Source organism: Heyndrickxia ginsengihumi, from assembly GCF_011008565.1.
GTDB classification, from domain to species: domain Bacteria; phylum Bacillota; class Bacilli; order Bacillales; family Bacillaceae_C; genus Weizmannia; species Weizmannia ginsengihumi.
The window spans coordinates 85,879-99,347 of record NZ_JAAIWK010000011.1 but is presented as its reverse complement, the minus strand read 5'-3'; the positions used below and the strand labels follow the sequence as shown (position 1 = coordinate 99,347).

Here is a 13,469-nt window from a genome sequence, read left to right as displayed (position 1 = left end):
TAAAGTAGAATTACAAAAATATATTAATTACTATAATACGAAACGGATCAAGGCAAAATTAAAAATGAGTCCGGTACAATACCGAACTCATTTTACACAGGCTGCCTAATAAAATAACTGTGTCTAACTTTTAGGGGTCACTTCATTTGGGCATGTAAATGGGATAGGTTTTATTTAGATGATATATCCAGTTTTTAATGTAGAAATGCTAATTGCAGATGGATTTAACTCATACAAAGAACATGGGAAACATCTAGCCTTTCACTAACAGGAGTGGATTGATGAGTAGATTTCAAGTTCGACAACTCTTTCATACGATCAAAATTGCTTTTTTGCTTAAATTATAGCATCCATGTTTTCTCCTTCATGAACTTTTATGAATAATTGGACGAACAAACCAAATAACCGATAGTGATGCGAGAACAGCTAATCCCCCGGCTAATAAAAATGCACCCGAGAAGGAACCAGATTTGTCAACGATAAAACCAGTTAAAGAAGGACCAATGATTCCAGCAATATTAGCTAAGAAATGCATGAAGCCACCAACGGAGCCTACACTGCTTGATTCTACAACGTCTTGTATAATCGCCCAATATATAGCACCTGTTAAGTAAAGGAAAAGAACCGATAGGGCTACTAAAGTAACCGCACTGACTGTTGTAGTGACTACCCCGGCTACTCCAATACAAATAGCAGATATGAATAAGCATGTCACGAGCACAATTTTCCTTGAAAATAATACGCCTTTATTGGAGAATTTTTTAAAAACCAAATCTGATACAAATCCTCCTAAAGCTAATCCAGCAAAACCTAATATCCATGGTATAACAGTAATCACACTCATGCTCTTAACATCTAATCCTCGAGCTTCTACTAAATAACTCGGAAACCAAGTTAAGAAAAAAAATAAAATATAGTTGTAGGCAAAGAAAGCAAAAGAAGTAAATAAAACTGTTTTTTGTTTTAAATAATAGCTCAATGGTCTTCTATCCTGTGAAACCACTTGTATCTTAGAGGATATGACAACATTTTTCGGTTTTTCCTTCACAAGCTTAAACCAAAAAAATGCCCAAATAAGACCAATAATCATGATAAAAATAAACGAGAGCTTCCAATTATAAGAAATTGCAATAAATCCGACAATTGGCCCCGATATGGCACCGCCTAGTGGTGTACCACTGCTTGTTAATCCAACAACAGAGGCCCTTTGCTTCTCGGGAAACCAATTATTCACCATCTTACTGATCGTGGTGGAAAGTGGACCTTCCCCCATTCCAAAGAATATCCGTATTAAAATTAGGCTTACAAAACCAGCAGCCAAGGCAACGGCACCACTTAATAACGACCAGACCACCATCGCTACAAAAAGCGTTAACTTTGCACCATATTTATCTGCTGCCATGCCGCCAATAAAATTAAAGATAGCATATCCAACTGAAAAGCTACTAAAGATAATGCCCATCTGAGTAGCAGTTAAGGATAAATCGTGAGAAATAAATGGAGCTCCGATCGACAGCGCAGAGCGGTCTAAATAATTAATAATTCCCGCCAAGAATAACAATATAATCACCGGTAATTTATCTTTTGTAAACATTTGCAAGCCTCCTTTTGATAGCGTTTTCTCATTATTGACCACTGTTTATTCTTTATGTTTCATAACTTAATAGTGTCTGCTTAAAAAAAAGATAATCCCTTTAATGAGAAGAGTAAGTTTAACCCCCATATACCTTATTCACAATCTCTTCTCCTTTTATCTATTTGTAATGATTCAATCGTTAGCTTTGTCATTTCAACAGAAAACAGTTTCAACCGTCGTAAAACATCCTACTTAATCAAACACAATAATTGCTTTTTTAACTTGATCTGGATGTTCATCAATAAAAGTAAAAGCTTCCTGCACCTTTTTAAGAGAAAACCTATGGGTAATTAATCCATTTTCTCTTAGTTTTCCGTCATTCAGTAATTTTACGATTTTAGGAAATTGATAGGTTTGTAGTCTTGAACCAGCAATAGTCAGTTGCTTCTGTGTAATAGGTAGCTGTGAAATTGCTGATGCTTTATTGTCAAAACCAAGTACAACAACATTTCCTGCAACAGAAGCAGCTTGAAGAGACAACTCAAACGTTTGTGGTAAACAAACTGCGTCAATGACTACATTCGCACCCTCCCCTTTTGTCCAAAGATCGACCGCTTTCAGTACATCTTTTTGAGAAACATCCACAATTACATCTGCACCATTCTCTTTAGCAAATGATAATTTTTCACTGTTTATATCACTTACCATTACTTTTGCGTGGTGTAATTTCGCCAATTTTAAAATGCAGATGCCAATTGGTCCAGCTCCTTGTATAAGAACAGTATCTCCTTCTTTAACATTGCCACGGTAAACAGCTTGTGCTCCGATTGTATATGGCTCTGCTAAAACTGCTTCATCCCATGAAAGATTTGGATCAACAGTATGCAATTGTCTTTCAGGCAGAACAAACCATTCTCTTAAACCACCATCTTCATGTACTCCAAAAACAGATAATGACTCACATACGTTTGGAACTCCTTTACGGCAGGCATAGCATTTACCACAATAGCGAATCGGTTCCACAACTACATGGTCGCCTCTTTTTACACTTGTAACATCTTTCCCTACTTCAAAAACCTCGCCTGCAACCTCGTGTCCAATAATTCTTGGTAGAATAGCTAAAGGATTGGTTCCATGATAAATATGTCGATCCGAACCACAAATCCCCACCCGTTTTACTTTCACAAGAACATCTTTTGGAGAACGGATCTGTGGAATTTCCATTTCCTCGATTATAAGCTTAAATGGCTCTTCTACTTTAACCGTTTTCATTCCATCACCCAATTTCTACATTATTTATCCATATCTCTTCATACTTCAGTAAAAACTTAACTGTAATAATCTTTTAGATTCAAATAAATCAAAAGTGCTATTTCCCCTAATATCTGTGAGACAATAGTTATCTCATTCCTAAGATTATGCTCTTCATTAAATAAAATGATGATATGGAACTATTTTTCTATAAAAAAAGATGCCCGGCTTCTTTTCACGTTATATGAAAAGAATCAGGCATCTTAAGCACTTCCTAAGCAATTATTTAATTGAAAATGTATGCATGAAAATGTTGCGGTCTTTTCCTGCATTAACTATTTTCTTTAAAAAAAGTTTGAATGTTGATCTTTGAGTCTTTCAACATTTGTAATATTTTCTGCGAATGTCTATTTACATAGGCATAATACAAGACGTCGATCGTAAATAATTGTGAAACTAAAGATGTTGTAGCAGCACTTCGCAGCATTACGGCTTCACCGCCATGATGAATGATAGGAAAATCAACTAATTGTGCCAATGTGCTACTCGCATTTTGAGAAATACCGATCGTATAGAGATGCTTTTGTTTTGCAATTTCTGTTAATTTGATTACTTCATTCGTTTCACCCGAGTTAGATATTGCGACAAATAGACTATGATCATTCGCACTTATTAACGCAGAGCTTAATAAATGATGGTCTAACGTATTCACAACAGGCTTGCCGATTCTAGAAAATTTTTGTGTGAAATCATCAGCCACAACATGTGAAGCCCCTAAACCATATACATAAATCATCGTACAAACATCAATGATTTCAGAAATTTTTTCAATATTACCTGTATCCAAATACTTCGCGGTCTGTGAAATAGATGAATTAAATCTTAACGCTAGTTTATCAGCAATAAGCGCTACATCTTCATTTGGGGTAATATCTGAATACAAGTCTTCATCTACTGCGGAGGAATCAGCATATAAACGAATTTTTAATTGCGAAAAACCTGATAAACCAATAGAGCGGCAAAATCGAACGATGGTTGCTGGACTAACGCCTGCTTTCTTTGCTAATTCACTTGTATTATCGTTTACTGTTTCCACAGAATGTTGAAGAATATATTCCCCAAGCTTCTTTTCTGTTTTAGAAAGCTCATTTAATTTAGACTTTATTTGCAAAATAATATTTTCTTCCAAAATCATCACCAACTAGTTTGCTATCGTTTCTTTCCGGGCATCTTTAGGGACACCAAAGAAGAATGTCACTAAAAATCCGCCAACATATCCTGCCAATAAGCCTAAAACATATCCCATCCAATGTCCATTTGCAATAAGAGGAATTAAAGGGATGCCACTTGGTCCAATCGCTATGGCACCAATATTTCCAATTCCGCCGATCACCGCACCGCCAATACCGCCGCCGATGCATGCTGTAATGAACGGACGTCCTAAAGGCAATGTTACACCATATATTAAAGGTTCCCCAATACCGAGAATTCCAACTGGAAGTGCTCCTTTTATTAATTGCACTAATTTTTTATTTTCCCTGCATCTTACCCATAAAGCGAAAGCAGCACCAACCTGACCCGCACCAGCCATCGCTAAGATTGGTAAAAGTAGCGTAACACCTGTCTTATTAATCATTTCAATATGAATAGGTGTTAAAATTTGGTGCAATCCAAACATAACCATCGGCAGGAAGAAGAGACCTAATATAAATCCTGAGAAAGCACCGCCAACATTTAATACCCAAGTGATTGACCCTACAAGTGCACTAGATACAACACCTGCGACAGGCATAACAATAAATATCGTAAAAAGTCCGATCACTAATAACGCAATCGTAGGTGTCACAATAATATCAATCGAGTTTGGAATAATTTTGTGCAGCTTTTTTTCAACAAGCGCCAATATCCAGACCGCAAAAATAACCCCAATGATCCCGCCTTGACCAGCTGTCAATGCATCTCCATTAAAAATATTCATTAACGGGGCTTTAGGATCCATTCCCGTCAAAAGTGTAGCAGCACCGATAACACCGCCTAAACCTGGCGTTGCACCAAATTCATTAGCACTATTAATCCCAACATAAATGACCAAAAAGGAAAACAGACCATTTTTAATCACGTTTAGTGTAGTGACGATTGATGTCCATTCGTGACCAATTGTGCCTGCAGTTAGCAAATTGGAAAAAATGGCTGCAATCCCACCAATAATACCGGCTCCGACAAAGGCTGGAATCAATGGCACAAAAATATTTGAAATGGATTTTAACACGCGCTTGAATGCTGAATTGTTATTATGTTTTGCTTTCTCTCTCGCCTTTACTTCAGCCGCTTTTGCTTCCACTCTTTGACGATCTGTTAAGGTCGGCTCCGTTTCTGATACTGACTGATCCAGCAAATCTTCCGGAAAGGTTTCCCCCAGCTTAACACCAGCTTCAGCAACCATGATGTTTGCAACTTTGTTAACAATACCTGGTCCGACAACTACTTGCAAAGTTTCATCCTCAACAATTCCTAAAACACCATCAACAGCTTTAAGACCGTTCAAATTGACCTTACGTTCATCCTTAATCGTCATGCGAACACGAGTCATACAGTGAATCACTTTTGCTACATTACCAATGCCGCCGACATTCTCATAAATCTCCCGCGCCAATCTTTGTTCTTTTGATTCAGCCATCTTAATCCTTCCCCCTCCATCATATAATTTTTCTTATAAACCCCTTCGCCTCATCTAATTTTTGTTTCGCTTCCTCTTTTGAGAGGTTGGTTAAAACCATAACAATTGCCAATTTCACATTTTCATCTGCTTCACGGAATGCTTGCTCTGCCTCTTCATAGCTACAATCAGTTGCCTGCATAATAATAGATTTTGAACGTTCTACCAATTTACTGTTTGTCGGCTTCACATCTACCATTAAATTTTTATACACTTTCCCGATCCCAATCATTGCAGCTGTAGAGATCATATTCAAAACTAATTTTTGTGCTGTACCTGATTTCAGCCTCGTGGATCCCGTTAACACTTCCGGACCAACTTGAACTTCTATATTAATATCTGCATGCTTACTAATCTCTGCATCTTTATTGCAGGCAAGGCTCGCTGTTGCTGCGCCCACCTTTTTCGCGTAATCTAAAGCACCAATCACATAAGGCGTTCTGCCGCTAGCAGCAATACCAATCACAGTATCCTTCTCCGTTAAATGGATTCTTTTTAAATCTTCCTCTCCTAACATGAAAGAATCCTCTGCCCCCTCAACGGCTACTGTCATTGCTGAAATTCCACCTGCAATTAACCCCTGTACCATCGATGGATCTGCACTAAATGTCGGTACACATTCAGCGGCATCAAGTACCCCTAAACGCCCGCTCGTACCAGCGCCAATATATATTAAATGCCCGCCTTGTTGAAAGGATCGCTTCGCTGCTTCAACAACTTTCTCAATTTGCGGCAATTCTTTTCTTACACTTAGAGGAACGCTCTGATCTTCCTCATTCATTAACCGTAAAATATCAATAGTTGATAATGTGTCTAAATTCATTGTACTTTTATTACGCTGTTCTGTAGTAAGTTTTTCTAAATCCATCATGCTCCTCCTTGGGTATCAACGATCTTAAACTTTGTACCTGCATGGATAAAATCGAGTAATGGCAGATCTTTATCCGTAATTTGTCCAACCACATTTACTTTTTCATCTGGCGGTAATTCTTGTTTAATAAGCTGCAGTTCCCCTTTATATCTCTTATATCGGTTATTATCGATTGTGATGCTCCCTCTCCTTCTATTCACAGTGTTTTCAGGCGGAATATCTTCATTTTTATTCAATACTCGAGACTGTTCACTGCGGATAACAGCCTTCGCAACATCCATGCGACTATGATGTTCTTTGCAAATGTACGGACGCCATTTCTTTTTTATATTGGCTGCATGCAAAAGCAAGACGTCTTGTCGAAGATAATGAATAAACTGGCTGCATGCTTCATCTGACAACCCAGGATCACCGATATATACATGATCAACGATATAATCACTTTGAAGCGATAATGATGATGTCAAAGGCTGCTGATGTCTATGAATCTCTAAAGTTGGCAATGTTTCATATAGTGGTGAACGCAATATCTTATCACCAGGTGCAAAAGCAACAATATTAAAACGCTTACATTTTAGCCATTCGTTTTTTTTTCGAAACCACGTTTCATCCAAGCCTGTTTCGGGTCTAGGGTAGTAATTATGCCAAGCCTCCATACGATTAAAATTAGCATGATACTTTTCGAGTTGAATATAGTCCTGTTCCGTTAATGTACTTGCATTTAAACCGACTGTAAGATAGTTTGAAAGATTAGCAATTGCTTCTAGCCCAATACCGTCATCCATTCTCAAGCCATAAATGCCACTTTCTACAATCTCTTCAGGACAATCTATTGAAAGCCCAATATGTTTCAGCGCATCCCCCGAAATATCGATCATCAATTTTAGATGCTTCCTCTTCACGATACTTAACAACGGCATTAAGCGTTCACGATATTTTGAGGCATCATCTTCCGGAATATGGAGGGAAGTAAAAATACCTTCAAATCCAATATCAGCCATTTTACTAATATAATTCTCCTGCTCGTGCGACCAATCTTCATTAAGGTAAACAGAAAATCCAAACAATCGATTATCACCTCTTTCGTTGCCCTCATTATATTAAAAACGAAATGTAATTTCAACAAAAAACGAAATATTATTTAAAAAAGAAATTTTGTTTCATTTTTTAGGGTGCCTGACCCCTTTTGCGCTTTATTGCACAAAAGGGGTCAGGCACCTATACTTCGACAGAGTTTACCAGCTCTAGCAGCCCCCATGTTTTAAATGTATCTTTCATTGATATACCTAATGTTTGCTGAAATAGTAAGAAACCTCCGTCATACATCATTGTGATGGTGTTACTACCACAAGCAATAGCTAACAACATTAGCACTGGATTCACATTAAAACTACTAATCATTGGCTCCATAATGCCAGCAACGGTAATCGCAGAAACAGCCCCTTGCCCGGTAAGAATACGAATAAATGCAGTCAGCAGCCAAGCTAAAATAAGAGGTGATAAACTACTATGCTCCATTAATTTCGCAATGTTGTTTCCTACGCCTATGTCAACAATAACCTGTTTAAACGCACCGCCTGCAGCAATGACTAAAATAACATTTGCCACTTCTGATATTGCTTTTGTCATATGAGTTTGTATCGTATGCCCTTTCATTCCTCTGCGAATACCAAACACATACATCCCTACTAAAACAGCGATCAGCATACTAACTTCTGCGCTTCCAAAGAAAGCTACAATTTTATATGCGCGCGCATGTTCATCTGTAAAAAATTTTACAATTGAAGAAATGACCATAATCACTGCTGGGATTAACGGAATCAACAAGCTAATCGAAAAACTTGGCATTTCTTCATCAGTAAATTTTTTAGGAGCTTTTAATATATTTGCTAATGGCAATGTTTCAAGATTTCTTAAAAATCTTGGCAGAATAATACCTGCACAAATTGCAGCAGGGATAATGACAATTGATCCAAATATATAAACTTGACCAACATCTACATGAAACGCTGACACTAGTGCCATAGGTCCCGGTTGCGGCGGAAAAAGACTATGCCCCATTGTAGCTCCTGTTACTGTCGGAATGATCAATTTCATATAAGGAATGTTTGCTTCTTTTGCTATACTAATCACTAGCGGTACCGCAATAAGAAAGGCAACTTCATAAAACATTGCCATTCCAAAAATAATACCAATTAAAACGAGCCCCCATTGCAAATACTTTAACCAAATTTATCAATAATCGTTGTTGCAATTCGTTGGGATGCCCCAGACTCTGTCATTAATTTGCCAATAATTGCCCCGAAAACTACAATTAAAGCAAGGGAACCCATTGTACTTCCTATACCAGCTTCAATCGTAGAAGCAATTTCAGCAGTATTCATTTTTTCAAGTAACGCCACGACTAAAGCTACTAAAATGAGCGCTAAAATATTATGCATTTTAAATTTCAAATTTAAAAATAGTAGTAATATAACCCCAATTGCGACCCATAAAAATGACAAAAATATGCTCATCGTTCATCCCTCCCAAACACATTGTTACAACAAGACACACGAATCTTCATTGCAAAAACGCAAACTATTATTCTATGACCAGTTGCTCAACAGCCACACCTCCTTTCTCTTTAATCAAATGTTGTCTATTCAAATAACAACTCCGAAAAGGGTCGTAAAACGCTTACAAACCAGAACAACCATCCATGCATGAGCACTTGTTCTATCGTTCTATTGAAAACGATTGTTCCTCTAAGTGAGCCAATAGTTTCATCTCCTCCCTTGATTTCATTTACTGTTATAAAATAAACTGTAATTAAACGATATGCACTAACACTTATAAATATTAAAGGTGCCTGACCCCTTTTGTGCTTTATCGCACAAAAGGGGTCAGGCACCTTAAAAAAGGGGGGAGTAAAATGATTGACTCTGATAAAGATCGGCTAAGCATTGATGTTGCTCGGTTATACTATCAATCGGACTATAGTCAGCAACAAATCGCAGATCATTTGAATTTATCAAGACCGACAGTTTCGAGATTGCTTCAACATGCAAAAGACCAGGGTTATGTGAGCATTCACATTTACGACCCATTAGAAGATATGGATGTGTTATCCGATCAGATAAAAAAGAAATATAAATTAGACCAAGTGCGGATAGCTTATACACCTTTAAATAAAGATCATGAGATTATCAAGCATCTTGGGCGAGTGGGTGCCAATTTCCTATTTGATGTCGTAAAAGATGGAGATATTATTGGCGTAACTTGGGGCAGAACAATGTATTCGCTATCATCACAGTTAAAGGCAAAACAAGTACATGGCGTAGAAGTAGTCCAATTGAAAGGCGGAGTGACCCACGCTAGAGTAAATAACTATGCATATGAAACTGTTCATCGTATTGCCGAAGCATTTAATACCATTTCTCGTTACTTACCTTTACCTGTTATATTTGATCGTCCTGAAATAAAAGAAATGGTAGAAAACGATAGTCATATGAGACAGATCATTGATTTAGGAAAACAAGCAAATATTGCTATTTTCACAGTTGGAACCGTATTAGATGATGCACTGCTGTTTCAACTCGGCTACCTAAATGCAGAAGAAAAAAAATTACTTCAGCAAAATGCGGTAGGAGATATTTGTTCCCGTTTTTTCAATAAAGATGGAAATATTTGTAATGAGGCAATAAATAATCGTACAATTGGCATTGAATTGGATGAGTTGCGAAAAAAAGAACGGAGCATTCTTGTAGCAGGCGGCCAAAGAAAAATTCCCGCTATTCGAACTGCATTAATTGCAGGATATGCAAACACGCTTATCACCGATCAATATACTGCTAGAGCACTATTGGAAGAGCGATCATATTAGATATGTTGAACAGACATATCTTTTTTTGTGAAAAAATATGAACAAAAGTAAAAATAAATATTTACATTCGTTCAAATCAGTGTTATTTTAAAGTCATATTCAGAAGATTAAAACGGAAAGGGAGTGTAGAATGAATGGAACTTGCAACATTCTTCGATCACACTATTTTGAAAGCGGATGCAAAAAAAGAGGAAATTGAAAGATTAATCGCAGAAGCTAAGCAATATCATTTTGCTTCCGTATGTATCAATCCTGTTTGGGTCCCATTTGCATCTGAAGCATTAAAGGGCTGCGATGTAAAAGTTTGTACAGTAATTGGCTTTCCATTAGGAGCTACTACAACTGCTGCAAAAGTGTTTGAAACAGAAGATGCAATCACAAATGGCGCAAGTGAAGTAGATATGGTTATTTCAATTGGGCTTTTAAAGGAGGGGGATGATCAGGCTGTCGAAGAAGATATACGGGCAGTAGTAAATACAGCAAAAAATAAAGCCATTGTGAAAGTCATCATTGAAACTTCCTTACTTACCGATGAGGAAAAAGTACGTGCCTGTCAATTAGCAAAGAAGGCTGGTGCAGATTTTGTGAAGACATCGACAGGCTTTTCAACTGGAGGTGCAAACGTAGCCGATGTGGCATTAATGAGAAAAACAGTCGGTGAGAAAATGGGAGTGAAAGCTTCTGGAGGCATCCACACACTGAAAGATGCGAAAGCATTGATTCGAGCAGGTGCGACGAGACTCGGTGCAAGTGCAAGTGTCAAGATTATGAATGAAGAATATTCGATAAAATAAGGGGAGGCCTACTGATGTCAAGAAAACCAATAGAACAAATGTCGGATGGGTATTTAAGTCGAACTCCATATATTCAATACATTTTAGTTTCTTTCCTATTTCCACTTTGGGGTGCAGCAGCGAGTTTAAATGATATTTTAATCACACAGTTTAAAAGTGTTTTTTCTTTAAGTGATTTTGCAAGCGCTCTCGTACAAAGTGCATTTTATGGAGGATATTTTTTAATTGCAATTCCTGCCTCACTAGTGATCAAGAAAAGCAGTTACAAAATCGCTATTATGACTGGTTTAATTTTTTACATCCTTGGTTGTTCACTCTTCTTTCCAGCTTCCCATATGGCAACGTATACGATGTTCTTAGTTGCCCTTTTTGCGATTGCAATTGGATTGAGTTTTCTTGAAACATCTGCCAACACATACAGTTCTATGTTAGGCTCAAGTAAATATGCAACATTGCGTTTAAATGTGAGCCAAACCTTCTATCCGCTAGGCTGTATATTAGGTATCCTCCTCGGAAAATACTTAATATTCGGGAACGGTGAAAGCTTAAGCAAACAAATGGAAAAAATGCCGGCAGCAGAAGCACATGCATTTGGCATTAAAATGCTTCAGCACACACTTTCTCCATATCGTTTTATGATTTTCGTTCTAATCGCCGTATTAATTCTTTTTATCATGACAAAATTTCCTGCTTGTAAATCAAATAGCTCTGTAAAAGAGTCTACTGAAAAAGCAGGAATATTGGAAACGTTAAAGTATCTCGCTCATAATAGCCGTTTTAAGAAAGGAATTGTCGCACAGTTCATTTATGTCGGAATGCAAGTAACAGTTTGGTCATTCACGATCCGCTTGGCACTTGAATTGAACCATAACATCAATGAACGCTCTGCCTCTACCTTTATGGTATATAGTTATATCGCCTTCTTTGTCGGTAAATTTATTGCTAATTTCTTAATATCACGTTTTTCACCGAATAAAGTTCTTTTATCATACTCAGTAATCGGTTCACTCCTTCTTCTGTATATTGTCCTTGTTCCGAATATGACTGCCGTCTATGCAGCCATCGCAGTCAGTGTCATGTTCGGTCCATGTTGGGCGACCATTTATGCCCATACACTTGAAGTTGTGAAGGATAAAAAATACGTAGAAACAGCTGGCGCCATTCTCGTCATGGCAATTATTGGAGGCGCTATCATTCCAGCCGTTCAAGGATATGTCTCCGATTTACTCGGGTCAATGCGTCTTTCCTTCATCGTACCAATGATTTGCTTTATTTATGTCAGTATCTATTTCTATCTCGAAATAAGAAATAGCAAAACGGTTAAGAAAATAGATAGCGTTAAAGAAGCACCTGCAAAATTATAGAAAGGGCGTGCTAACAATGGGGATTGTAAAACTACAAAAATATTTTTTCACTGACAAACGTACTGTAATCTATGAAAACAATGAATTTACAGTTTCCTTATTTCGCTATCCGTCAGAAATTGAAGCGGTAGAAATTGTAAATTCGCGGGGAAAAGTCGTTCTATTGCCCTTTTATGGACAAATGATATGGGATCTGCACTTTGATGATTGTAATTTAAAAATGAAAAACATGTTTAAACAACCGAAAAAAGCTACATGTATAGAAGATACGTATGGATGCTTTGCATTTCATTCAGGACTGCTAAGTAATGGCTGTCCAAGTCCGGAGGATAACCATATTCTACATGGAGAAATGGCCTGTGCAGAAATGGACGAAGCATGGTTGGAGATTACATCTGATTTTATAAAGCTTGGTGGAATGTACGAATACACAAAAGGCTTTGGTCATCATTATGAAGCACGTCCCACTGTTACACTTAGTACAGGCGAGTCATTCATTCATATTGAAATGAAGGTCAAAAATCTATCTAGTACTAAAATGCCTTTACAATACATGTGCCACCTGAACTATGCCTATGTTCCACAGGGAGTTATGAAGCAAAATATTCCAGATGATGCATTCCGCATTAGAGAATCAATACCAGCACATATTAGACCAAATGAAACTTGGTTAACTTACACAAAAGAGCTTGCAAATAATGGCGGAACGATTTCTCAATTAAATTCACCAGAAATGTATGATCCAGAGATCGTCTTTTTCGCCGAGCATATAGAACAGTATCAAGAAACAGCACAGTTTGAAATAACATCTACTGAAGGGAATACTTTTTTTAGCGAATTCTCAACAACCGAATTTCCATTTGCAACCCGTTGGCTGCTCTATAATGGAGATCAACAAGTCGCCGCATTTGTACTCCCAGGTACAAGTCTTCCAGAAGGATTTTTAGCCGCAAAAGAATCCGGAAGCTTAATATATTTATCTGCTGGTGAAGAAAGAACATTTCGTGTGACAACTGGGAAAAAATAAAGGAG

11 protein-coding genes and 1 pseudogene are annotated in these 13,469 nt (G+C 37.5%); 5 read left to right on the top strand and 7 right to left on the bottom strand.

The annotated features are described in order from the left end of the window. A partial coding sequence (locus tag G4D61_RS08665; RefSeq protein WP_163173740.1) for an IS3 family transposase occupies window positions 1-109 on the top strand: 109 nt, incomplete at its 5' end. A gap of 255 nt (window positions 110-364) precedes the next feature. Here G4D61_RS08665 and G4D61_RS08660 read toward each other — a convergent pair. The 7 genes and pseudogenes from G4D61_RS08660 to G4D61_RS08630 form a co-directional block, all read right to left on the bottom strand. After that, complete coding sequence (locus G4D61_RS08660) at window positions 365-1,594, bottom strand: MFS transporter (RefSeq protein WP_163173738.1); 1,230 nt, start codon at window positions 1,592-1,594, stop codon at window positions 365-367. Window positions 1,595-1,828: 234 nt separating this feature from the next. Further along, window positions 1,829-2,848, bottom strand: a complete 1,020-nt coding sequence (locus tag G4D61_RS08655) for a zinc-binding alcohol dehydrogenase family protein (protein ID WP_163173736.1) — start codon at window positions 2,846-2,848, stop codon at window positions 1,829-1,831. A 310-nt stretch (window positions 2,849-3,158) separates the two neighbouring features. Continuing rightward, on the bottom strand, window positions 3,159-4,022 hold the full coding sequence (locus G4D61_RS08650; RefSeq protein ID WP_025727228.1) for a MurR/RpiR family transcriptional regulator: 864 nt from the start codon (window positions 4,020-4,022) through the stop codon (window positions 3,159-3,161). A gap of 6 nt (window positions 4,023-4,028) precedes the next feature. Continuing rightward, window positions 4,029-5,504, bottom strand: a complete 1,476-nt coding sequence (locus G4D61_RS08645) for a PTS transporter subunit EIIC (RefSeq protein WP_163173734.1) — start codon at window positions 5,502-5,504, stop codon at window positions 4,029-4,031. A gap of 19 nt (window positions 5,505-5,523) precedes the next feature. Beyond that, window positions 5,524-6,411 carry an N-acetylmuramic acid 6-phosphate etherase gene (gene murQ, locus G4D61_RS08640; protein WP_025727226.1) on the bottom strand — a complete coding sequence of 296 codons (888 nt, stop codon included), beginning with the start codon at window positions 6,409-6,411 and terminating at the stop codon, window positions 5,524-5,526. Continuing rightward, window positions 6,411-7,481 (bottom strand): DUF871 domain-containing protein, encoded by a 1,071-nt coding sequence (locus G4D61_RS08635; RefSeq protein WP_025727225.1) that lies wholly within the window; start codon window positions 7,479-7,481, stop codon window positions 6,411-6,413. Before G4D61_RS08635 ends, murQ begins: the two co-directional genes overlap by 1 nt. A gap of 151 nt (window positions 7,482-7,632) precedes the next feature. Continuing rightward, window positions 7,633-8,855: pseudogene (locus G4D61_RS08630) on the bottom strand (gluconate:H+ symporter). Window positions 8,856-9,331: 476 nt separating this feature from the next. On the opposite strand from G4D61_RS08630, the gene deoR reads away from it, so the two are divergent. The 4 genes from deoR to G4D61_RS08610 all read left to right on the top strand — a co-directional run bounded on the left by deoR (window position 9,332) and on the right by G4D61_RS08610 (window position 13,464). Further along, window positions 9,332-10,279 carry a DNA-binding transcriptional repressor DeoR gene (gene deoR, locus G4D61_RS08625; protein ID WP_163173744.1) on the top strand — a complete coding sequence of 316 codons (948 nt, stop codon included), beginning with the start codon at window positions 9,332-9,334 and terminating at the stop codon, window positions 10,277-10,279. Window positions 10,280-10,413: 134 nt separating this feature from the next. After that, window positions 10,414-11,073, top strand: coding sequence for a deoxyribose-phosphate aldolase (gene deoC, locus G4D61_RS08620; RefSeq protein WP_035353393.1), 660 nt, complete (start codon window positions 10,414-10,416; stop codon window positions 11,071-11,073). 14 nt (window positions 11,074-11,087) lie between these two features. After that, window positions 11,088-12,437 (top strand): L-fucose:H+ symporter permease, encoded by a 1,350-nt coding sequence (gene fucP, locus G4D61_RS08615; protein WP_025727222.1) that lies wholly within the window; start codon window positions 11,088-11,090, stop codon window positions 12,435-12,437. Window positions 12,438-12,453: 16 nt separating this feature from the next. Next, complete coding sequence (locus G4D61_RS08610; protein ID WP_163173732.1) at window positions 12,454-13,464, top strand: aldose 1-epimerase family protein; 1,011 nt, start codon at window positions 12,454-12,456, stop codon at window positions 13,462-13,464. The last annotated feature ends 5 nt before the right edge of the window (window positions 13,465-13,469 follow it).